We start from the raw sequence: 22,180 nt of genomic DNA, 5'->3' as shown, positions 1-22,180 counted from the left end.
CCTACCCAGCGATCTCGTGATCACTCGCCAGGCCCGAGAGCTGGGCCTGGCGCGCGAAGTCGGGGACCCGCGCGACGACCTCGTCGAACGTCCCCACGTCGACGACGCGCCCCTCCTCCAGCAGCACCACCGCGTCGCAGTCGCGCACCGTCGCGAGCCGGTGCGCGACCACCAGGACCGTCACCTCCGAACGCAGCGCGGCGACGGTCGCGGTCACCGCGGCCTCCGTCGAGGCGTCCAGCGCCGACGTCGCCTCGTCGAGGACGAGGACCTTCGGGTCGGCGTAGAGGGCCCGCGCGATCCCCAGCCGCTGCCGCTGCCCGCCGGAGAGCCGCAACCCGCGCTCCCCCACCGGCGTGTGCACGCCCTGGGGCAGGCCGGCGACGACGTCGCTGAGCTGCGCGGCCGCGAGGACCTGCTCGACCCGAGCGACGTCGACGTCCTCGTCGCGCCAGGACAGCGCGACGTTGCGGGCCACGTCGGCGTCGAGCAGCGCGACCTCCTGCGGCACGTAGCCGACCCGGGCACGCCACGCCGCGGCGACCTCCTCGAACGGCTTGCCGCCGACGAGGAGCTGCCCCGAGGAGGGGGTGAGCAGCCCCAGCACGAGGTCGACGAGGGTTGACTTCCCCGAGCCGGAGCGGCCGACGACGGCGACGCGGGACCCCGCGGGCACCGTGATCGACACCCCGTCCAGGGCCGGACGGTCGCTGCCGGGGTAGGTGAAGGTGACGTCGAGGAGGTCGATGGCCACGGCGCCGTCCGGCAGTCCGCGCGGGTCGACCGGGGCGAAGCGCGCCTCGCCGTGGGAGGCGCCGGTCTCGCGCAGCGCCTCCAGGACCTCCTGGGCGTTCGGCTCGTGGGCGTGCATCGTCGCGAAGACCGACTGCAGCCGGGTCAGGCACGGCACGACGCGGAACCCGGCGACGGCGAAGAGACCGATCGCCGACACCGCCTCGGTCACGCCCTGGGTGAGCACCGCGATCCCACCGACGACGAGGAACCCGCCCAGCAGGGCCGCCTCCAGGACGAAGCGCGGCCCGACGGAGTAGAAGAACGCCATCCCGCGCGCCCGGGCGCTGCCCGTGCGGACCTCGCGGGCGACGCCGGCGAGCTGGTCGCCGCGACCACGCAGGGTGATCTCCTTCGTCGTCGCGAACGACTCCTGCACGAGGCGGATCGTGTCGACGCTGGCGGCCGTGGCGGTGCGGCCCGCCGCGGCGGCCCGCTTGGCGATGACGGAGTAGAGCAGGACGGCGACGAGTCCGAAGTAGACGGCGGCGACGATCGCCGTCTGCCAGGCCGCGACGAGGACGACGATCCCCACCGCGAACAGCGAGGCGACCTCGGCGACGAGGCTGGAGAACGGCATGAGGAACCCGTTGAAGGACTGGTTCAGCGACTCGTCGACCGTGCGGACCGCGCGCGCCGAACTGGCCCGCAGCCGGTAGGCCCACGACGCCGACAGGTAGGAGCGCACGAGCCGGTCGGCGACGTCGACCTCGTGCTCGGCGAAGCGGATCACCCCCCAGCGCACCAGGGCGAGCTGGGTCAGCGACTTCAGCACCAGCAGCAGGCTCGCGACGCAGATCAGCACGATGAGCTGGGTCGTGGTGATGGCCGAGCCGAGGAAGGGGACCGCGATCGCCAGCTGCCCGTTCCCGCTGACCGCGGCGGGCAGCAGGACGGCCAGCAGACCGAGCGCGGCGACGTCGAAGACGGAGAGCAGGGCCTGGGCGGTGCAGTAGGCCGTCACGAACCGCGAACTCCCCGCCGGGAGGAGGGCGAGCAGGGCGCGGACGGTCGACAGCAGGGACTTCACGCGCGCCATCCTCGCCGATGCGCCGATCGGTGGCGGCGAGCAGCCATGATGGACGGGCCGTGAACACCTCATCGAACGTCCCCGCGACCGACTCCCCGGTCGATCCGTGCACGCCCGGGTTCCCCGGCACGTGGGTGGTCATCCCGCTGTTCTGCGAGGCCAGCGTCGTCGGCGACGTCGTGCGCGGGCTGCGCGAGCGGTTCGACCACGTGGTCTGCGTCGACGACGGCAGCACCGACGACTCCGCCGCCGCGGCGCAGGACGCGGGCGCCGTGGTCGTGCGGCACGCGGTGAACCTGGGCCAGGGCGCGGCCCTGCAGACGGGCATCGCCTACGCGCTGCGCGATCCGTCGACGCGCTCGGTCGTCACCTTCGACGCCGACGGCCAGCACCGCGTCGAGGACGCCGCGGCGATGGTCGCCCGCCTGGAGCGCGAGCACCTCGACGTCGTCTTCGGGTCGCGCTTCCTGGACCGGCGCACCGAGCTGGACCCGTTGCGGCGCTTGGTGTTGCGCGCCGCGGTCGTCTACACGAACCGCACGACGGGGATGCGCCTGACCGACGCGCACAACGGGTTGCGGGTGCTCTCGCGCACGGGCGCCGCGACGTTGCGCATCCGGCACAACCGGATGGCCCACGCCAGCGAGATCGTCCACCAGGTCGGGCGCAGCGACCTGCGCTGGGCCGAGCACCCCGTCCACGTGCTCTACACCGACTACTCCCGTTCCAAGGGTCAGTCGCTGCTGAACAGCATCAACATCCTCGTCGAAACGCTGCTGGGGTAGACCGCGTGCTCGCCATCCAGGTCCTGCTCATCGTCGTCGTGCTCGTCGTCGGCGTGGTCCTCGTCCGCTCCACCGCCGGAGCCCGCCACCAGGCGATCCGCCGGTTGCTGCTCGGGGCGCTGGTCGCGCTGGCCGTCGCCAGCATCCTCGTCCCGGGGGCCGTCACGGACGTCGCGAACGCCGTCGGCGTGGGCCGGGGTGCGGACCTGCTGCTCTACGGGCTGGTGATCGCGTTCCTCGGGTTCGTCGTCTCCTCCTACCGGCGCTCGCGCCACCTGGAGGAGACCATCACCCAGCTCGCCCGTCGCCTGGCCCTCGACGAGGCCGTGACCCCGGAACAGGCCCGGCGACAGGGACCGGCACGCGAACAGGCCCGCCGCGACGAGCGCGACGGGCCTGCCTGACGGGTCGTCGCCTCAGCCGACGGCGGAGACGATCGCGTCGTAGGCGCCGGCCGACACCGAGTTCTCGTCACCGAAGACGAGCACCTTCTGGATGGACGTGCCCTCGGTGGCCGCGTCGGCCTTGAGCGCGTCGATCGCGGACCGGGTGCTGGCGGGCAGCGAGCCCTTCGCGGTCAGCAGCATGGGGCCACCGCCGTAGGCGAGCAGCGCCGAGCCCGCGAGGGCGTCGGGCCAGTTCTCACCGGTGGCGACACCGATGATCTCGGTGGCGTCCTGGAAGTAGGCGGTGGAGGTGAACTGCTTGGCGACCAGCGACGCCGTCTCGTAGCGGTCGTTGCCGGCGAGCTGCGACCAGCCGGTCTGGTACTTGGTGACGGCGGTGACGGCGGTCCCGCCGACGGCGATCTTGGTGCTGAACCGGCGGGAGTCCAGGTAGCCCTGGGTGCTCGCGCCGAGGTTGTTGCCGTCGGAGAGCAGGACGGCGCCGATGCTGTGACCGGAGTCGGTGTCGACGACCCCCATGAGGGCACCGGCGGCGAGGCCGTCGGGGAAGTTCCAGCCGGTGACGACCGAGACGCTCGTGGCCGACGGCAGCTGCTTGGCGATCGCGACGGCGGTGCCGAAGCGGTCGGAACCGAAGAGGCGGACGGTCGGGAAGCCGAGGGCCTTGACGGAGTTCTCGACGTCGGCGGAGAGGGCGTTGGCGTCACCGAGGAGGTAGACGGTGCCACCGGGCTGGAGCTCGTCCTTGATCGCCGCGGCGACGCCGGGGTCGAGGCTGGTGCGGGGCGTCATGAGCAGCGGGCCGCCCTTGTCCGAGGCCAGCGGCGCACCCGCGAGGGCGTCGGCGAAGGTGTCGGAGCGGGTCAGGACGACCGCGGACGCCCCCTGTCCGGTGAAGGACTTCGAGGCGGCGACGGCGGTGCCGATGCGGTCGGCCCCGTAGACGCGGCTGGTCGCCGCCGCCTTCAGGTCGACTCCCGGGGAAGCCGTCGCGGGAGCGGCACCCGCCACGAGGGCCGAGCTGACCGCGAGGGCGGCCGCGAGGCCGAGGGTGCGAGGACGCAAGCGCATGGTGACCTTCCGGTGGGACGTGCCGTGGCTCCAGGCTTCGACCCCTGACGGCCGAATCTTGAGGCACAGAGTGTCACGCGCCGCCGTGACCTCCCTCACCACTCCTGCACGAACCCGCCTCCTGAGCCCCGCGGAGCGGGCACGCACACCGCCCCGGATGGAGTCAAGAGTTCTCTCCTCGCTCACGTATCGCTACTGTGCGCTCCATGCGGATGACTGTCATCGGGTGCGGATACCTCGGAGCCGTCCATGCGGCGTGCATGGCGGAGCTGGGACACGACGTCATCGGGATCGACGTGGACCCTGAGAAGATCGCGGCCCTCCAGGCCGCTCGTGCGCCGTTCTTCGAGCCGGGCCTGCCCGAACTGCTCGAGCGCACCATGGCCACCGGCCGACTGAAGTTCACCACCGACATGGCCGAGGCGGCCGGGTCGGCCGTGCACTTCGTGTGCGTGGGCACACCCCAGAAGAAGGGCGAGTTCGCGGCGGACATGAAGTACGTCGACGCCGCGGTCGACGGACTCCTCCCCTACGTCGCCGCCGGCGAACTCGTCATCGGCAAGTCCACCGTCCCCGTCGGCACGGCGACCCGCCTGGCCGCCAAGGTCCTCGACAAGGCCCCGGGCGCCGGCCTGGCCTGGAACCCCGAGTTCCTGCGCGAGGGTCACGCCGTCGAGGACACCCTGACCCCCGACCGCCTCGTCTACGGCGTCTCCGGCGGCCAGACCACGACCGAGGGCAAGGCCGCCAAGGCCCTCCTCGACGAGGTCTACGCCACGCCGCTGAAGCGGGGCACCCCGTTGATCGTCACCGACTACCAGACCGCCGAGCTGGTCAAGGTCGCCGCCAACTCCTTCCTCGCCACCAAGATCTCCTTCATCAACGCGATGGCCGAGCTCTGCGAGAAGGTCAACGCGGACGTCACCCAGCTCGCCGACGCCATCGGGCACGACGACCGGATCGGGCGCAAGTTCCTCAACGCCGGCCTCGGTTTCGGCGGTGGCTGCCTGCCCAAGGACATCCGCGCCTTCATGGCCCGCGCCGGCGAGCTCGGCGCCGACCAGACGCTGACGTTCCTGCGCGAGGTCGACTCCATCAACATGCGCCGCCGGATCCGCATGGTGGACCTGGCCCGCGAGGTCTGCGAGGGCTCGCTCATCGGCAAGCGCGTCGCCGTCCTCGGTGCGGCGTTCAAGCCGCTCTCCGACGACATCCGCGACAGCCCCGCCCTCAACGTGGCCGCGCAGATCCGCCTCCAGGGCGGCGACGTCGTCCTGACCGACCCCGCGGCCCTGGACAACGCCCGCAAGGCCGTCCCGGACATCTCCTACGCCGACACCGTCGAGGAGGCCGTCCGCGGCGCCGACGTCGTCCTGCTCCTGACGGAGTGGAAGGAGTACCGCGACCTGGAACCGGCCACCATCGCCGGGCTGGTCAAGGAGAAGCGCATCCTCGACGGCCGCAACGCCCTCGACCCGTCGCGCTGGCGCAACGCCGGCTGGACGTACCGCGCGCTGGGCCGCCCGCGCGCCTGACGCACCACCCGTGGGAAGAACCCTTCCCGCCCGGCGCAGCCCCCGTTCCGGGCGCTCGCGGGGTGGGGAGGGTTCTTCGCGTCGGGGGCCCGGATGTGAGCGAAGCGTGAGGCCCGCGTGCGGGCGTGTCGCGGGTCCCGGGTCCGGCGCACCGAGCGCCGTACGGTGGAGCAATGCCCGCCGAGCCGCCGAACGACGACACCGCCGACCGCGGCGAGCAGTGGCACTCCACGACCTACGGCCGCCCGTCGCGACGTCCCGCCCCCCCGAGGCCGGCGGCGCAGACCCCCGGGCGCGAGCAGCGCCTCCTCGACCTCCACGAACCCGCCGCGCCGGCCCCGCAGACCGCGCGCGAACCGCGTGAACTCCGGGAACCGCGAGAACCCCGAGACCCCCGGTCCCGGCCTCGCCGCAACGTCCGCCGCCGCCGCCGGGTCCTCGGGATCGTGGCCGTCCTCGTCGTCCTCGCGGTCGCCTACCCGCTGGCGCTGACGTGGCGCGGCTGGTCCGCGGTGAACCAGGTGGCCGCGGCCTCCACGGGGGCACGGCCGGCGGCGACCCCGGGGACGACCTACCTCATCGTCGGCAGCGACTCCCGCGACGGCCTGTCCCCGGAGGAGATCGCGGAGTACTCCGCGGGCGGTACGGACATCTCCGGTCAGCGCACCGACACGATCATGCTGCTGCACGTCCCCGACGGCGGCGGGCCCGCAGCGCTCATCAGCATCCCGCGCGACTCCTACGTGCCGATCCCGGGCCACGACAGCAACAAGATCAACGCGGCGTTCTCGATCGGGGGTGCTCCCCTGCTGATGCAGACGATCGAGAACGTCTCCGGGCTGCGCATCGACCACTACGTCGAGACGGGTTTCGGCGGGTTCGCCCAGATCGTCAACGCCGTCGGCGGGGTGCAGATGTGCCCGACGCAGGCCGTCGACGACGTGCGGGCCGGGTTGGACATCCAGGCCGGCTGCCAGCAGATGGACGGCAGGACCGCGCTGGGCTACGCCCGGTACCGCTACTCCGACGTCCAGGGCGACCTCGGTCGCGCCGTGCGTCAGCGCGAACTCCTCGCGGCGATCATCTCGAAGGCGGCCAGCCCGACGACGCTGCTGAACCCGTTCAAGGCCTTCCCGCTGGCCTCCTCCGGCGGTTCCGCGGTGACGCTGGACGAGGACGCCGGGATCGGGGACCTGGTGAAGTTCCTGCAGGGCATGCGCGGCGCGTCGAGCGCCTCGGGGATCTCGATGACGGTCCCCGTCTCCGACCCGAACCTGCGGACCTCGCACGGCCTGGCCGTGAAGTGGAACACCGACGAGGCGCTGGAGATGTTCGAGGACCTCAAGAAGGACGACACCACGGCCCTGAAGTCGCTGGCGGCCTGAGACCCGAAGACCCCGCCGACCGCGGGTGCGGTCGACGGGGTCCGGTTCGGTGGGTCTGGCTCAGAACGCGGAGACCGCGGTCTGGGCGTTCACGATCCCCTCGCCGTAGAAGCCGTTGTCGTCGGCCGGTCCGGCGCAGGTCGCGGTGGTCGTGCTCTCCCCCGCGGTCGCCGAGACGCGGCGGTAGGTGAACTCCGCCGGCACCGGGCACGGGGTGTCCGTGGCCGTCCCGAGCAGGATCGCCTGGGTGAGGTCCGGGTCCAGCGTCAGGGTTCCGGGGTGGGCCTTGTCGGGCTTGCCGTACTGGCTGACGATGAGGGCCGCGACACCGGCTGCGTGCGGGGACGCCATCGAGGTGCCCTGCAGGTACTGGTAGTAGGCGTTGCGGCCGTCCTTCGTGACCTCGCGGACCACGAACGGGCTGGTGGGTTCGCCGTTCTCGTCGACGTCACCGCTGGCGAGGGCGAGCGCCTCCGGGTAGGCCGCGAGGATCTCCCCGTCGGGGCTGACCCGCTGGTCGGGGGTGTCGTAGGCGTCGCCACCGGGGGCGGAGACGTCGGACTGCTCGGTGCCGAAGTTGGAGTAGTACGCCTTCCGGCCGGACGGGCCGGTCGAGTTCACGGTGACGACGCCGTCGTTCTCGGCGGGCACGTTGAGGCAGGTGGCGTTGTCGATCGTGCGGTCGCGGGCCTGGGTCGGGTTGCCGTCGGCGTCGACCGGGTAGTCGGGGCTGGTGGAGTCGACGCCGGGGGCGCCGAGGTCGGTCGCCTCGTTGCCGGACGCGGACACCGGCAGGACACCCTTGCTGCGGGCGTAGTCGATCGCGCGCTGGACGGCGGCGACGACGACGCGCTGCTGCTGCTGCTCGGCGGGCGAGTCGGCCGGGTTCGCCTGGCAGTTGTAGAGCCACGGGTCGACGTAGAAGCTCATGTTGACGACGTCGACGCCGGCGTCGCCGGCGTAGGTGAGCGCGTCGAGGGTGGGCTGGAGGAAGAAGTACCCGGAGTCCTGGCCCGCGCGGATGTTCACGAGGTTGACCTTCGGGGCGACACCGGCCATGCCGAGGCCGTTGATCGGGGCGCCGATGGTGCTGGCGACGTGGGTGCCGTGACCGTCGTCGTCGACGTCGACGGGGTCGACGCAGTTCGCGACCTCGCAGGGACCGTCGATGTCGGGCATGTCGGTGACGAAGTTGCGGCTGTCCGCGGCGTCGAAGTTCGGCGCGATGTCGGGGTGGGTGCCGTCGACGCCGGTGTCGATGATCCCGACGGTGACCTTCTTCGTGCCGGGCTGGGTCGCGTACGAGCCGTCGCTGGTGGCGCCGATGGCGGCCATGTCCCACTGCAGCGGGGCCAGCGGTTCGTCCTTGGGCTTGCGGGTGGCGAGGGACTTGAGGTCCACGTCCGCCTGCACCTGCGCGCGCTCGGACGCGGTGAGCTTCTCCACGACGGAGGCGGCGTCGGCGACGGTGTCGGCGGGCGCCTCACCGATGCTGCGGTTCTTCGCGGCTCCGACCAGGCCGAGGGCGGAACCGGCCTTCTCGACGAAGTCGGCGGCGTCGCTGGAGACCAGCGCGTAGCCGACCTCGGCGTTGCTGGAGAGCACGGTGCCCCCGGCCGCGGCGATCGAGGTGCGGGCCAGGGCGTCGCTGACGCCGGCGTCGTAGAGGACGACGTACTGGGCCGCGGTGGTGGTGGTCTTCGTCGTGCGGGTGGTGGCGGGGGTGGCGGACTGAGCCGACGATGACGACTGCGTCACCGCGAGCGTCGTCGCGAGGAGCGCGGTGCTCATCGCGGCCGACAGGACGATCTTGCGCACGGGGCCTCCAGATTCGGTGGACGAACGAGGCCGAGTTTGGTGCTCAGAGTGCTCACAGACAAGGGTTGAGTGTGAGCAACCTGAGACACGAGGGGCCAGAGTGACGGTCTCGGTCCCGCGGGATCCGCTGGGCGGTCAAGGACCACCGGCGGGACGTCGATGACTTCCGCGTGACCCGTCCTGTGCTGCGCCGGGCGTTGCGGCGGCCCGAAGGACTGATCGCCCGGACCCGCTGGCTCTTCTGCGGCTCGGCCCTGGTCTCGCTGGCCCTCACGTTGCCGGGTGCCGTGGTGGGCGAACGCGGGAGCACCCTGGTGGGTCTCGCGCTGGCGAGCGCCGCCCTCTGCGCGGTCTGGCTGCGCCGGTACCGCGCGGCCGGGGCCCACTGGTCCACCGACCTGCTCGAGGCCGCGGCGTCGGCCGCGTTCGCGGCCTGCGCGAGCTCCCCGCAGCTCGCCTTCGGGTTCGCCTTCACCGCCATGTGGCAACGCGCCGTCTACGGTTCGTGGCGGTGCGGGGTGGTCCACGCGGTCCTCGTCGCCGGTGCCCTGCTGACCTCGTTGGTCACCTGGCCGCTGCTGCCCGGCCACTCCGGGTCCGTCGTGGTCGGCGGTCTGCTCGGCCCGCTGCCGCTGACGCTGCTCATCAGCGCGGTGGCCCGCCACCTGGCCGGGAGCCTCTTCGCCCGGGAGCAGGCGACCGGACGCCAGGCGGCGCTGGCCGGTCTCAGCGCCGGCCTGCTGACCGCGAGCACCCGGGACGAGATCGTGCGTCTGGCCTGGGTCGCGACGGAAGCCGTCTGCTCCGCCACGCCGGGCAGCCACGCCCTCGGCGTCGAGGACGGCGCGGGGCGGACCGCGGTCTACGCCACCACGGGTCTGCAACTACCCGCCTCCACGCCGTGGGACCGCGACGCCCTCGCCGGCACCGACGAACCCGCTCCCGTGAGCGGTCCGCTGCTGCAGCGGTTGCAGCAGGTCGGCCACGCCGACCGCTGGATCAGCCTCGCCCTGCCCGCCCCGCGCGGACGACCGACGCGGTGGATCGTCGTCGGCGAGTCCTCGCGCACCTCCTCCGGCGAGGTGTCCACCGCCGTCCGGGCGGTCTCGCAGCAGGCGGTCCTGGCGCTGCGCGGTCGGGAGCAGCACGACGACCTCGTCCGGGCCGCCCGCACCGACGGGCTCACGGGTCTCGCGAACCGCTCGACGTTCACCCTGGCCCTGGAACAGGAGCTGCGCGCCGGCGCGGACGGCACGGCCGTGCTGTTCTGCGACCTCGACGGGTTCAAACCCGTCAACGACGAACTCGGCCACGCGGCGGGGGACGAACTCCTGTGCCGGGTCGCGGACCGCCTGCGCCGCACGCTGCGTCCGGGTGACCTCTGCGCCCGCCTGGGCGGCGACGAGTTCGTCGTCCTGCTGCGGATCCCCGAGGGCGACGTCCTCGAGGTCGCGACCGCCGTCGCGCACCGGGTGGTGGACCGGGTCAGCGAACCGATCGCCCTCGACGGCCGCACCGTGCAGGTGGGGATCAGCGTCGGGCTGGCGCTGGCCGGGCCGGACGTCGACGCGCACCGGCTGCTGCGCAACGCCGACCACGCCATGTACACCGCGAAGGTGGGCGGCAAGAACCGCCTCCACACCTTCGCCCCGGCGTCCTAGCGGCGGGCGAGACCGAACAGCACGTCCAGCAGCCGCCGCCCGTCCATACGCAGACCGTCGTGCTGGTACTCGTTGGTCACGAACGTGCGAGCACCCCGGATCGCCGCGGCGGTCGCCCGGGAGAACGCGTAGGGCACGAACATGTCCTCGACGTAGACCGCGGCCGCGACGGGGACGGTGTTCCCGGCCAGCACGTCGGCGTCGTAGAGCGGCGGGAGATCGGCGTCCGCGGCCAGCAGGTCGGCGGCCCCGCGCAACGGGACCAGCGCGGGGTCCTCCTCGAACTGCCAGGGGTAGACGTGCTCACCGGTGAACGCGAAACCTCCGGAGAGGTCGAACTCCGGGAACTCCGCCCGCACCCGCTGCGCCGCCCAGTTCGTCGCCGCCCCCTGGGCGTAGATGCTCTCGTGGACCACGGCGTAGAGCGGGTGCGCCGCGAACGACAACCGGTTCCCCATGGCCAGCAGGAACCGCTCCCGCAGCCGCCGCTGCCCACCCACCGTGGTGAACGGGTCCTCCAGCGCGAAGTGCAGGGCGTCGAAACCGGACACCTGACCCAGGGCGATGCCGATGGTCGCGAACCGCCGGGCGCTGAACCGCTCCCCGCTCGGCAGGAGTTCCTCCTGCTGCTCGAGGTGGTCGGCGACCGCCTGCGCCACACCCAGGTCGCGGGGGTAGCGGGCGAAGAACTCGGCGTTGCGCACGGCCGTCTGCGCGTACGTCGCGCGGTACACGTCGTCGGCGGTCGTGGCGATCCCCGGGAGGCCGGCGGTGATGAACACCTCTCGCAGACCCTGCGGGGCCTGCGAGAGGTAGGTCGTGAGGCAGAACCCGCCGTAGCTCTGGCCCAGCGCGGCCCAGGTGTCGTCGCCGAGCGCGAGGCGCAGCAGTTCGGCGTCGGCCACGATGGAGTCGGCGCGGAAGTGCCTCAGGTAGCGGGCCTGGTCGGCGGGGGAACCCACCTCGGCGAGGCTCTGGCGGTCCAGCGGCGTGGACCGGCCCGTGCCGCGCTGGTCCAGCAGCACCACGCGGAACTCCTCGAGCGCCCGCTCCAGCCAGCCACCGACCACCTCGGGCCGGTTCGCGGGGTTTCCCGGTCCGCCCTGGAAGAACACCAGCCGCGGGGCGTCGCGCTGCCCGTCGCGGACGTACTCGCGGGCGAACACCTCGATGCTCCCGAGGTCGGAACCCCGGTGGTCCAGGGGGACGGTGAGGACGTGCTCGTGGACGTCGTGACCGTCGACGCGGTGGGACTCGGTGTGCAGACTCACCGCCCGACCGTACCCACAGGGCGGCGCGACCCCGTCGACGCGTCGAGTGGAGCGGCGGTCAGCCGCCGAAACCCACTCCACCCCGGCGGGTCCGTGCGCGCAGCGCCGAACCCTTGTCGTAGGCGCTCTGGCGCAACGCGTCCTGGAACTGCACCATCCGGGCGCGCAGGTCGGTGTCGGTCGCCGCGAGGATCCGCACGGCCAGCAGACCCGCGTTGCGGGCGCCGCCGATGGACACCGTCGCGACGGGAACCCCGGCCGGCATCTGGACGATGGAGAGCAGCGAGTCCATGCCGTCGAGGTGACGCAACGGGACGGGGACGCCGATGACGGGCAGCGGCGTGACGCTGGCGAGCATGCCGGGCAGGTGGGCGGCCCCACCGGCCCCGGCGATGACGACCTGCAGGCCGCGCTCGGCGGCGGCGGAACCCCAGGCGATCATGTCCTGCGGCATCCGGTGCGCGGAGACGACGTCGGCCTCGTAGCCGACGGCGAACTCGTCGAGGGCCTTGGCGGCCTCCTCCATCACGGGCCAGTCGGAGTCGGAACCCATGACGAGTCCCACACGCACTGCGCTCATTCGTCGATCTCCCCAGCGATGAAGGCCGCCGCGTGCCGGGCACGCGCGCGGACGGTGTCGAGGTCGTCACCGTGGACGGTGACGTGGCCGAGCTTGCGACCGGCCCGTTGTTCCTTGCCGTACAGGTGCACCTTGACGCCCGGGTCGTGGGCCATGACGTGCAGGTAGGAGCGGTACAGGTCCTCGTGGCGGGACTCGATCTCCTGCGGTCCCAGCACGTTCACCATGACCGTCCACGGGTCGCGGGCCGCGGTGGACCCCAGCGGGAGGTCGAGCACGGCCCGCAGGTGGTTCTCGAACTGGCTCGTCTGCGACCCGTCGATGGTCCAGTGGCCCGAGTTGTGCGGGCGCATCGCGAGTTCGTTGACGAGGACGGTGGGCCGCCCGTCGCGCACGACCTCGAACACCTCGACGGCCAGCACCCCGGTGACGCCGAGGCCGCCCGCGATGCTCAGCGCGATCCCCGTGAGCCGGGCGGCGAGCTCGTCGTCGAGGTCGGGGGCCGGGGCGGTGACCTCGTGGCAGACGCCGTCGCGCTGGACGGTCTCGACGACGGGCCAGGCCGCGGCCTGCCCGGACGGGCTGCGCACGACGAGGGCCGCGAGCTCGCGGGTGAAGGGGACGTGTTCCTCGGCCAGCAGCGGACCACGCTCGGCCCAGTCCGCGAACCAGCCGTCGGCCGTGGTCCAGGCGGGGTCCTCCGGGGAGTCGAGGACGAGGACGCCCTTGCCGTCGTAGCCGCCCCGCGGGGTCTTCAGCACGACCGGCCAACCGGTCCGCGCGGCGAACTCCTCGACCTGCGCGCGGTCGCCGACGCGGGCCCAGCGGGGGCACGGGACCCCGAGCTCGGTGAGCTTCTCGCGCATGACGATCTTGTCCTGGGCGTGCACGAGGGCGTCGGCCCCGGGCTGCACGGAGGTCACCTCGGCCATCGCGCGCAGTCCCGCGGTGGGGACGTGCTCGTGGTCGAAGGTGACGGCGTCGCACTCGGAGGCGAACGCGACGAGCGCCTCGAGGTCGTCGGCCGCACCGATCGGGGCGGGGGTGATGACCTGCGCCGCGCTGACGTCGGGGCCTTCGGCCAGCACCCGCAGCCGCAGCCCGAGGGCGATGGCGGGGGGCTGCATCATCCGGGCCAGCTGGCCCCCGCCGACGACGCCGACGACGGGGAACCCACCGGGTCGGGCGTAGGGGGCGGGGTCGGGTCGCGAACCGAGGGTCGACACGTTCGCCGAGGGTAGGCCACCGGACCCGCTCAGCCGTACCCGACGGGTGCCGATGGACCTCTGGGATGCCACCTCTCGTGGGGTGAGTCACCCTGGTCGCACCGTTCCGCTGTCCTGCGGAGCGTGCCCACGGAGGGGGAAGTCCAGTTGTTCACCGTGATCGCCTGCGTGACGTTCGTCGTCATCGGGATCGTCGGAGCCATGAAGATGGAGGACCACCTCGAGCCGAGGTCGACCCCATCCGACACGCGGGCCCGCTCCGAACGCTGACCTGGAGCCGGTTCCCAGCCTGACCCGTCAGACTGCGTGGCCGCACCGGTGCACGGGCAACGGCCCGGGACGGGTGGCACGGACGAGCGAGAGGGCGGGAACAGCAGCGTGAGCAGGAACGACCAGGGGTTGGTGCGCCGTCTGCGCGACACCTACGAGGTGCTGGCGCGCGAGGCCGCGAAGTTCGGCATCGTCGGCGGGGTCGCCTTCGTCACCGACTTCGGGGTGTTCAACCTCCTCCGCTACGCGGGTGCCGACGGCGTCGGCGTCCTGCACGCGAAACCGCTGACGGCCAACGTCATCTCGACCGTCCTGAGCATCCTGGTCGCCTGGCTGGGCAACCGGTACTGGACGTTCCGGCACCGCCGCCGGGCCTCGGCCCCGCGGGAGCTGGTGCTGTTCTTCGTGATGAACGGCGTCGGTCTGCTCATCTCCCTGGTCTGCCTGGCCTTCACGTACTACGTCCTCGACCTGCGCGGTCCGGTCGCCTCCAACGTGTCCGCCAAGATCGTCGGGGTCGCGCTGGGGACGTTGTTCCGCTGGTGGGCCTACCGCCGCTTCGTCTTCGTCGAGGAGCTCGGCGAGGAGGGCTGGGAGGCCCACCCGCAGCAGCACGCGGGGTCAGCGTCGGCGCAGGTGGACGACGTCAGCCGCCGAGAGGCTCGTCCGGGCGCCGTCTGACCCCTCCACGACCAGCCGTCCGTCGTCGTCGACGTCGACGGCGAGGGCCTCCAGCGCCGACCCGTCGGGCAGGTGCGCCCGCACGTCCTGGCCGATGGTCGCGCTGAGCGCGCGGTAGTCGGCCAGCGGCGACTCCCCCGCGGCCCACGCGTCGACGCGGGTGCGCAGCGCCCGCAGGTAGCGCCGCAGGACGGTGTCGCGGTCGTGGCTGCGCGCCCCGGCCAGCACCAGCGACGTCGCGGTGTCGACGGGCAGTTCGTCGGTGCGCAGCGAGACGTTGATCCCGGCCCCGAGCACGACGCGCTCCTCCCGGACCTCGGCGAGGATCCCGCAGACCTTCCCCGGCCGGTCGGGACCCTCGACGAGGACGTCGTTGGGCCACTTCAGCCGGGCGCTCACCCCGAGGGCCCCCATCGCGTCGACGACGGCGAGGCCCGTGACGAGCGGCAGCAGCGACCAGTCCGCGACGGAACGTCGCGGGCGCAGCAGAACCGAGATGGCCAGGCCGGCACGCGGGGGTGCCGACCACACCCGGCCCAGGCGCCCGCGCCCGGCGGCCTGGTGGTCGGCGACCAGGACGGCCCCGTCGGGCGCGTCGGCGTCGGCGAGCAGGTCGGCGTTGGTGGAGCCGGTGGTGGCGACGAGGTCGAGACGGCTCCAGAGCCCGTCCCCCACCAGGGCTCGCCGCAGCGGCAGCGCCCGCAGCGGAGGTCGGTCCAGGTCGGTCCACGGCGTGTCCACGCCCCCACGCTACGCACCGGACTTCCCGGAACGGAGGGTTGTGTGTTTAGGTGAGCCTGACCTGACCACCGCTGTCCTCCTGGAGTCCCCGTGCGCCCCAGTCGCCGAACCCTGCTCGCCACCGCTCCCCTCGCCGCCCTCGTGACCGCCTGCGGCAGTGCGGAATCGACCCAGGACCCGGGCAGCACCCCGGCGGCCGCCGGCAGCTCCGCCTTCCCGGTGACGATCGAGCACGCCCTCGGCTCGACCACGATCGAGGCGACCCCGACCCGGATCGTCTGCCTCGGCTGGGGCTCGCAGGACGCGCTGTGGGCGCTGGGCCTGCAACCGGTGGGTGTCCCCGAGGTCACCTACGGCGGACTCGAGGACGGCACCTACCCCTGGTGGGAGGGCCACTTCGACGCCGCGCAGACCGAGTTCCTGCCCAACCCCACCTCGGGCGAGGTCCCCTTCGAGCAGATCACCGCCCTGGCCCCCGACCTGGTCCTCGCGGTGTACTCCGGCATCACCGCCGAGGACTGGGCCACCCTCAGCAGGATCGCTCCCACCGTGGCCTACCCCGACCAGCCGTGGCTGACGACCTGGCAGGACCAGGCCACCCTCATCGGCCGGGCCGTCGGCAGGACGGCGGAGGCGGCGACCCTGGTCGCGGACACCGAGGACGACCTCGCGAACAGCGCCGCCGCACACCCTGCGCTGCAGGGCAGGACGATCACCTACGTCTCGGCCGACCCGGGCACCCTCTACGTCTACCTCCCGGGCGACCCGCGCGTCGACATGCTGCACGAGCTGGGCCTGGTCGACTCCCCGGGCGTGCTGGCGCTGGCCGAGCAGGAGCAGACGTTCTACGCCGAGGTCGCCAAGGAACGCGTGCGCGACGTCGACTCCGACCTCGTCATCGGCTACGGCATGACCCGCGAGGAGCTCCGCGCGGACCCGGTCTACGCGACGATGCCGGCCGTCGCCGCCGACGCCGTCGCCTGGCTGGAGGACCAGTCCCTGGTCAGCGCGACGTCGGCGACGGTGCTGAACATCCCGTGGCAGCTGGAACGCCTGCTGCCGTTGCTGGACGCGGCCGCCGCGAACGCGCGGGAGTGATCACGCGGCTAGTCTCGCGGCGTGCAGAGAGCTGAACGACCCGCCACCGCCGTCGACGCGGTCGCCGAGGGGCACCTCGAGACGGTGCTGCGCCTGCAGCCGACGTTCGCCCTCACGCTCGGGGTGCCCGATCCCGCCCCCGGTCTCGGTGACCGTTCCCCGGCCGGTCTGGAGCAGCTCGCGGCGCTGAACCGCGCGACGCTCGCCGAGCTGGCCGCCACCCCGGTCGCGGACGAGGTCGACCGCGTCACGGTGGCCGCGATGAACGACCGGCTCGGGCTCGAGGTCGCCCTGCACGACGCGGGCGAGACCCTCGGCGACCTCAACGTCATCGCCTCCCCCGTCCAGGACCTGCGGATGGTCTTCGACCTGCTGCCGACGGAGTCCGACGCCGACTGGCAGGTCGTCGGTGAGCGCCTGGCCGCCGTCCCCGACGCGATCACCGGCTACGTCGAGAGCCTGCGCGCGGCCGCGGCGACCGGACGGGTCGCCGCGGTCCGCCAGGTGCGGGCGTGCATCGCCGAGGCCGGGTCCTACGCCGCCCCGGACGGGTTCTTCGCGACGTTCCCCGCGGGCCACGGCGCCGCGGTCGAGCGGGCCGGGGAGTCGGCCGCGCGGGCCTACGCGGGGCTGGCCGACGTCCTGCGCGAAGAACTCCTGCCCCAGGCCCCGGGCGTCGACGCGATCGGCCGCGAGCGGTACGGGTTGTGGTCGCGCTACCACGTCGGCGCCACCATCGACCTCGACGAGACCTACGCGTGGGGCCTGGAGGAGGTCGCCCGGTTGCGCTCGGAGATGGCCGACGTGGCCCGGCGCATCACCGGTTCCCGCGACGTCGCGGCCGCCGCGGCCGCGCTCGACGCCGACCCCGCCCTGGTGGTGGAGGGGGCCGCGAACTTCCGCGCGTGGATGCAGGACCGCTCCGACGAGACCATCGACGCCGTGCAGGGCAGGCACTTCGACATCCCGGCCGAGATCCTCCGCCTCGAGTGCCGGATCGCGCCGACGACGAGCGGCGGGATCTACTACACCGGCCCCAGCGAGGACTTCACCCGCCCGGGCCGGATGTGGTGGGCCGTCCCGACGGGCCAGACGACGTTCTCGACGTGGCGCGAGGCGACGACCGTGCACCACGAGGGCGTTCCCGGCCACCACCTGCAGGTCGGCCAGACGGCCGTGAACTCCGCGGTCCTGAACCGCTGGCGCCGGCAGGCCTGCTGGATCTCCGGGCACGGCGAGGGCTGGGCCCTCTACGCCGAACGGCTGATGCAGGACCTGGGGTTCCTGCGCTCCCCGGGCGAGGTCCTCGGGATGCTCGACGGGCAGTTGCTGCGCGCGGGCCGCGTGGTGCTCGACATCGGGATCCACTGCGGCCTGCCCGCGCCCGCCGAGGTCGGCGGCGGCGAGTGGACCTACGAGAAGGCGTGGGCGTTCCTGCAGGCGGTGTCCGGCAACCACGCCGACGTCCTGCGCTTCGAGCTCGACCGCTACCTCGGCTGGCCCGGTCAGGCCCCGAGCTACAAGGTCGGCGAGCGCCTCTGGACGGCCCTGCGCGACGACGTCGCCGCCCGCGACGGCGACTCCTTCGACCTGCGCACCTTCCACCACCAGGCCCTCGACGTCGGCTCGGTCGGCCTCGACGTCCTGCGCTCCGCCCTGCTCCCCGCCTGAGCGGGGGCCGGTCCGGGGTGTAGGGCGTGGAACCATGACGGCGTGACGTCGCTGCTCCTCGCCTCCGCCTCGCCCGCCCGGCTGGCCACCCTCCGCTCCGCCGGGGTCGACCCGCAGGTCATCGTGTCGGGGGTCGACGAACCCGCGGTGGTCGCGCACTACGGCGTCACCGACGCCGAGGACGTCTGCCTGGTCCTGGCCAAGGCGAAGGCCGAGGACGTGGCCGGGCACGACGACGTCGCCGAGGACGCGCTGGTCCTGGGCTGCGACTCCGTCCTCGCCTTCGACGGTCAGGTCCTCGGCAAACCGAGCGACGCCGCCGACGCGACGGCCCGCTGGCAGGCCATGCGGGGTCGCAGCGGGGTGCTGCACACGGGTCACTGGCTGATCGACACCCGGGACTCCGACGCGGGTGGCTCCGGCGCGACCATCGGCGGCGTCGCCAGCGTGACGGTGCACTTCGCCGACGTCTCCGACGCCGAGATCGAGGCCTACGTCGCGACGGGCGAACCGCTGCTCGTCGCGGGTGCCTTCACCCTCGACGGCCTCGGTGGGGCGTTCGTCCGCGGGGTCGAGGGCGACCCGCACGCCGTCGTGGGGGTGTCGCTGCCGCTGCTGCGGGACCTCGCGCGCGAAGCGGGCGTCCGGTGGACCGACTTGTGGGCGCCGCGCGGGTAGTCTCAGCCCTCGTCCCGCCACCCCCGCACCTCCCCACCCCCTCGATCTCCGGAGACGCCGCATGACCTCCCCCGAACCGTCCACCGAGTCGTCGACGACTGCGGTACGGGTGACGGGTCCGGTCACCAAGGTCCTCGTCGCCAACCGGGGCGAGATCGCGGTGCGCGTGGTGCGCGCCGCCCGCGACGCGGGTCTGCAGTCGGTCGCCGTGTACTCCGAGGGGGACCGCGACGCGCTGCACGTCCGGATGGCCGACGAGGCGTACTCCCTGAGCGGGACCAGCGCCAAGGAGACCTACCTCGACGGGGCCAAGCTCGTCGAGGTCGCGGTGCGTTCCGGCGCCGACGCCGTCCACCCGGGTTACGGGTTCCTCTCCGAGAACGCCGGGTTCGCCCAGCAGGTCATGGACGCCGGGCTCACCTGGATCGGCCCGCCGCCCAGCGCCATCGAGGCCCTCGGCGACAAGGTCTCGGCCCGTCACCTGGCCGCCCGCGCCGGGGCCCCGCTGGTCGCCGGCACCCCGGACCCGGTGAACGGACCCGAGGAAGTCATCGCCTTCGCCGACGAGCACGGTCTGCCGATCGCGATCAAGGCCGCCTTCGGCGGTGGCGGCCGCGGCCTCAAGGTCGCCCGCGACCGCGACAAGATCGCCGAGCTGTTCGCCTCCGCCGTCCGCGAGGCCGAGGCCGCCTTCGGCCGGGGCGAGTGCTTCGTCGAGCGCTACCTCGACCGTCCCCGCCACGTCGAGACCCAGGTCCTGGCCGACGCCCACGGCGGTGCGGTCGTGGTGTCCACGCGCGACTGCTCGCTGCAGCGCCGCCACCAGAAGCTCGTCGAGGAGGCGCCCGCGCCGTTCCTCAGCACCGAGCAGGACGCCGAGCTCCGCCGTGCGTCGCTGGCGATCGTGCGCGAGGCCGGCTACGTCGGGGCGGGGACCGTCGAGTTCCTCGTCGCGGCCGACGGGACGCTGGCCTTCCTCGAGGTCAACACCCGCCTGCAGGTGGAACACCCCGTCACCGAGGAGATCAGCGGTCTCGACCTCGTGGTCGAGCAGTTCCGCATCGCCCGCGGCGAGCACCTGGGCTACTCCGAGGTCGCCACCCGTGGCCACTCGATCGAGTTCCGCATCAACGGCGAGGACCCGACGGCGAACTTCCTGCCCCGTCCGGGGAAGCTCACGCGGTTCTCCATCCCCTCCGGTCCCGGGGTCCGCGTCGACACCGGGATCGACCCCCGCGCCGTGGCCGTCAACGGCGGCGTCGAGATCTCCCAGGACTTCGACTCCCTGCTGGCGAAGCTCATCGTGACCGGCGCGACCCGCGAGCAGGCCCTGGCCCGGGCGGCCCGCGCCCTGGGCGAGTTCGCCGTCGAAGGGGTCCCGACGGTCATCCCGTTCCACCGCGCGGTCGTGGCCGACCCCGCCTTCGCGGCCACGAAGAGCGAGGACTTCACGATCCACACCCGCTGGATCGAGACCGACTTCGACGCCTCGACCCTGCCGGGCGCCGGTGCGCTGGAGGCCGGTGGGGACGGTGCGCAGCACCGCGAGACGATCGTCGTCGAGGTTGCCGGGAAGCGCCTCGAGGTGTCCTTCCCCGTCGAGCAGTTCAACGCGCAGCTCTCCCGCGCCGGTCAGGAGATCTCCCGGGCCGGCGTCGCGACGGGTGCGGCCGTGGCCCGCGCCTACCGTTCCGCGACGCACCGCGGCGGCAAGGGCAAGACCAAGGCCGTCGGCGGTTCGACGCAGAACCCGAACGCGCTGGTCACCCCCATGCAGGGGACCATCGTCAAGATCGAGGTCGCCGAGGGTGACGTCGTCGCCGAGGGCCAGCTCGTCGCGGTCCTCGAGGCCATGAAGATGGAACAGCCGTTGCTGGCCCACAGGGCCGGGACGATCACCGGTCTGACCGCCGCCCAGGGCGACACGACGACCACCGGCACCGTGCTCTGCGAGATCCTCGACGCGTGAGCTGACTCCCACCGCGGAACTCCGCCCGCAGCGCCGGGGAGTTCCGCGGTGGGGTGCGTCCGCTACTCCCCCATCACGTGCAGCTGCCGCGCGGCCTCGGCGAGCGATCCCGTGAGCGAGGGGTAGATCGTGAAGGCGTGCGCGACGTCGTCGACGTTGAGCCGCTTCTCGACGGCGAGGGTCACCGGGAAGATCAGTTCGCTGGCCCGCGGCGCGACGACGACCCCGCCGATGACGGTGCCGGACCCGGTGCGGCAGAACAGCTTCACGAACCCGTCGTGGATCCCGAGCATCTTGGCGCGGGCGTTGGTGGCGAGCGGGAGCTTCACGATCTCGCCCTGCGCCTCCCCGGAGTCGATCTGCGCCTGGGTCCAGCCGACCGTCGCGATCTCCGGCGAGGTGAACACCGTGGAGGCGACCGAGCGGAGCTTCAGCGGGGCGACGGTGTCGCCGAGCGCGTGCCACATCGCGATGCGGCCCTGCATGGCCGCGACCGAGGCGAGCGGGAACACCCCGGTGCAGTCGCCGGCGGCGTAGACGCCGCGGGCCGAGGTGCGCGACACCTTGTCGACGTCGATGTGACCCGACTCGCTGGTCCAGACCCCGGCCTCCTCCAGCCCGAGCCCGGCGGTGTTCGGGATCGCCCCGACCGCGACGATGCAGTGCGACCCCTCGACGGTGCGGCCGTCGGCGAGGGTCACGGTCACGGAGTCGCCGTGACGTTCCACCTTCGCGGCCCGCGAGCGCGACATGACGTCCATGCCGCGGCGGCGGAACACGCTCTCGAGGACCTCGGCGGCGTCGGCGTCCTCCCCCGGCAGCACCCGGTCGCGGGAGGAGATGAGGGTGACGTGCGCCCCGAGGGCGTCGTAGGCGTTCGCGAACTCGGCGCCGGTGACCCCGGAGCCGACGACGATCAGGTGCTCGGGGAGTTCGGTGAGGTCGTAGACCTGCTTCCAGGTGAGGATCCGTTCCCCGTCGGGTTCGGCGTCGGGCAGCGTCCGCGGCCGGGCGCCGACGGAGACGAGCACGACGTCGGCCTCGACCCGCGCGCCCGCGTCCTCGCCGTCTCTCACGACCACCGCGTTCGGCCCGTCGAGGGCACCGGCGCCGGAGAGCAGCGTGACGCCCTCCTTCTCCAGCCGGGCCCGCACGTCCGCTGACTGCGCGGAGGCCAGCGCCTTGACGCGGGCGTGCACGCGGGCGAGGTCGACGGTCACCGCGCCGGCGGGTTCGGAGTCGGGGGTGCTGCCGCCGGGGAAGCGGACCCCGAGCTCGGCGGCGCCCGCGACGCTGGCCATCAGCTCGGCCGTGGCGATGAGCGTCTTGGAGGGCACGACGTCGGTGAGGACGGTGGAACCACCGAGGCCGTCGCGTTCGACGACGGTGACGTCGGCCCCCAGCTGGGCCGCGACGAGGGCCGCCTCGTAGCCGCCGGGACCGCCGCCGAGGATCGCGACGCGGGTCGCCTGGTTGATCGGGGACGCGCTGGTGGGACTCACGGACGCCAT

General features: G+C 73.0%; 19 protein-coding genes. 11 read left to right on the top strand and 8 right to left on the bottom strand.

Annotated elements, in window-relative coordinates; all coding sequences use genetic code 11:
• Position 1 precedes the first annotated feature (1 nt).
• A complete protein-coding gene (locus tag ACFQ46_RS10130; RefSeq protein ID WP_380259383.1) occupies positions 2 to 1,822 on the bottom strand; it encodes an ABC transporter ATP-binding protein in 1,821 nt (606 codons plus the stop codon).
• A gap of 59 nt (positions 1,823 to 1,881) precedes the next feature.
• Here ACFQ46_RS10130 and ACFQ46_RS10125 point away from each other — a divergent pair, with 59 nt between their 5' ends.
• Positions 1,882 to 2,607, top strand: a complete 726-nt coding sequence (locus ACFQ46_RS10125) for a glycosyltransferase family 2 protein (protein WP_380158116.1) — start codon at positions 1,882 to 1,884, stop codon at positions 2,605 to 2,607.
• 5 nt (positions 2,608 to 2,612) lie between these two features.
• Positions 2,613 to 3,011, top strand: coding sequence for a DUF2304 domain-containing protein (locus ACFQ46_RS10120; RefSeq protein WP_380259382.1), 399 nt, complete (start codon positions 2,613 to 2,615; stop codon positions 3,009 to 3,011).
• A 12-nt stretch (positions 3,012 to 3,023) separates the two neighbouring features.
• Here ACFQ46_RS10120 and ACFQ46_RS10115 read toward each other — a convergent pair whose 3' ends face one another.
• Positions 3,024 to 4,085, bottom strand: coding sequence for a cell wall-binding repeat-containing protein (locus ACFQ46_RS10115; protein WP_380259381.1), 1,062 nt, complete (start codon positions 4,083 to 4,085; stop codon positions 3,024 to 3,026).
• Between the two features lie 206 nt (positions 4,086 to 4,291).
• Here ACFQ46_RS10115 and ACFQ46_RS10110 point away from each other — a divergent pair, with 206 nt between their 5' ends.
• Positions 4,292 to 5,620, top strand: a complete 1,329-nt coding sequence (locus ACFQ46_RS10110) for a UDP-glucose dehydrogenase family protein (RefSeq protein WP_380259380.1) — start codon at positions 4,292 to 4,294, stop codon at positions 5,618 to 5,620.
• A 173-nt stretch (positions 5,621 to 5,793) separates the two neighbouring features.
• Positions 5,794 to 7,005, top strand: coding sequence for an LCP family protein (locus ACFQ46_RS10105; RefSeq protein WP_380259379.1), 1,212 nt, complete (start codon positions 5,794 to 5,796; stop codon positions 7,003 to 7,005).
• 60 nt (positions 7,006 to 7,065) lie between these two features.
• Here ACFQ46_RS10105 and ACFQ46_RS10100 read toward each other — a convergent pair whose 3' ends face one another.
• Positions 7,066 to 8,823 (bottom strand): S8 family serine peptidase, encoded by a 1,758-nt coding sequence (locus tag ACFQ46_RS10100; protein WP_380259378.1) that lies wholly within the window; start codon positions 8,821 to 8,823, stop codon positions 7,066 to 7,068.
• 170 nt (positions 8,824 to 8,993) lie between these two features.
• Between ACFQ46_RS10100 and ACFQ46_RS10095 the strand changes: the two genes are divergently transcribed.
• Entirely contained in the window at positions 8,994 to 10,484 is a 1,491-nt protein-coding gene (locus ACFQ46_RS10095; RefSeq protein ID WP_380259377.1) for a diguanylate cyclase domain-containing protein, read from the top strand.
• Here the strand turns inward: ACFQ46_RS10095 and ACFQ46_RS10090 are convergent.
• The 3 genes from ACFQ46_RS10090 to ACFQ46_RS10080 are packed head-to-tail and all read right to left on the bottom strand — an operon-like array spanning position 10,481 to position 13,561.
• Positions 10,481 to 11,755 carry an alpha/beta fold hydrolase gene (locus ACFQ46_RS10090; protein ID WP_380259376.1) on the bottom strand — a complete coding sequence of 425 codons (1,275 nt, stop codon included), beginning with the start codon at positions 11,753 to 11,755 and terminating at the stop codon, positions 10,481 to 10,483. The genes ACFQ46_RS10095 and ACFQ46_RS10090 overlap by 4 nt on opposite strands.
• A gap of 58 nt (positions 11,756 to 11,813) precedes the next feature.
• Entirely contained in the window at positions 11,814 to 12,335 is a 522-nt protein-coding gene (gene purE, locus ACFQ46_RS10085) for a 5-(carboxyamino)imidazole ribonucleotide mutase (protein ID WP_328294869.1), read from the bottom strand.
• Complete coding sequence (locus ACFQ46_RS10080) at positions 12,332 to 13,561, bottom strand: 5-(carboxyamino)imidazole ribonucleotide synthase (protein ID WP_380259375.1); 1,230 nt, start codon at positions 13,559 to 13,561, stop codon at positions 12,332 to 12,334. The genes purE and ACFQ46_RS10080 overlap by 4 nt, the downstream gene beginning before the upstream one ends.
• Positions 13,562 to 13,684: 123 nt before the next feature.
• Here ACFQ46_RS10080 and ACFQ46_RS10075 point away from each other — a divergent pair, with 123 nt between their 5' ends.
• Positions 13,685 to 13,831, top strand: a complete 147-nt coding sequence (locus ACFQ46_RS10075; RefSeq protein WP_380259374.1) for a hypothetical protein — start codon at positions 13,685 to 13,687, stop codon at positions 13,829 to 13,831.
• A 108-nt stretch (positions 13,832 to 13,939) separates the two neighbouring features.
• Complete coding sequence (locus ACFQ46_RS10070; RefSeq protein ID WP_328294866.1) at positions 13,940 to 14,512, top strand: GtrA family protein; 573 nt, start codon at positions 13,940 to 13,942, stop codon at positions 14,510 to 14,512.
• On the opposite strand, the gene ACFQ46_RS10065 is transcribed toward ACFQ46_RS10070, so the two are convergent.
• Positions 14,453 to 15,253: a biotin--[acetyl-CoA-carboxylase] ligase gene (locus tag ACFQ46_RS10065; RefSeq protein ID WP_380259373.1), complete on the bottom strand. Its 801-nt coding sequence runs from the start codon at positions 15,251 to 15,253 to the stop codon at positions 14,453 to 14,455. The two genes, ACFQ46_RS10070 and ACFQ46_RS10065, sit on opposite strands and share 60 nt — an antisense overlap.
• Positions 15,254 to 15,343: 90 nt before the next feature.
• On the opposite strand from ACFQ46_RS10065, the gene ACFQ46_RS10060 reads away from it, so the two are divergent.
• From ACFQ46_RS10060 to ACFQ46_RS10045, 4 genes are all read left to right on the top strand, one after another.
• The gene (locus tag ACFQ46_RS10060) at positions 15,344 to 16,351 is read left to right on the top strand and encodes an iron-siderophore ABC transporter substrate-binding protein (protein ID WP_380259372.1); all 1,008 of its coding nucleotides are present in this window, start codon (positions 15,344 to 15,346) and stop codon (positions 16,349 to 16,351) included.
• Positions 16,352 to 16,372: 21 nt separating this feature from the next.
• Positions 16,373 to 18,022 (top strand): DUF885 domain-containing protein, encoded by a 1,650-nt coding sequence (locus tag ACFQ46_RS10055; protein WP_380259371.1) that lies wholly within the window; start codon positions 16,373 to 16,375, stop codon positions 18,020 to 18,022.
• Between the two features lie 42 nt (positions 18,023 to 18,064).
• The gene (locus tag ACFQ46_RS10050; protein WP_380259370.1) at positions 18,065 to 18,700 is read left to right on the top strand and encodes a Maf family protein; all 636 of its coding nucleotides are present in this window, start codon (positions 18,065 to 18,067) and stop codon (positions 18,698 to 18,700) included.
• A 61-nt stretch (positions 18,701 to 18,761) separates the two neighbouring features.
• Positions 18,762 to 20,669: an acetyl/propionyl/methylcrotonyl-CoA carboxylase subunit alpha gene (locus tag ACFQ46_RS10045; protein WP_380259369.1), complete on the top strand. Its 1,908-nt coding sequence runs from the start codon at positions 18,762 to 18,764 to the stop codon at positions 20,667 to 20,669.
• A gap of 62 nt (positions 20,670 to 20,731) precedes the next feature.
• Here the strand turns inward: ACFQ46_RS10045 and ACFQ46_RS10040 are convergent, their stop codons facing one another.
• Positions 20,732 to 22,180, bottom strand: coding sequence for an NAD(P)H-quinone dehydrogenase (locus ACFQ46_RS10040; RefSeq protein ID WP_380259368.1), 1,449 nt, complete (start codon positions 22,178 to 22,180; stop codon positions 20,732 to 20,734).

Origin of the sequence: Kineococcus sp. GCM10028916 (assembly GCF_042674865.1) — a bacterium.
GTDB lineage: Bacteria > Actinomycetota > Actinomycetes > Actinomycetales > Kineococcaceae > Kineococcus.
This window is presented reverse-complemented; position numbering and strand designations above follow the sequence as displayed.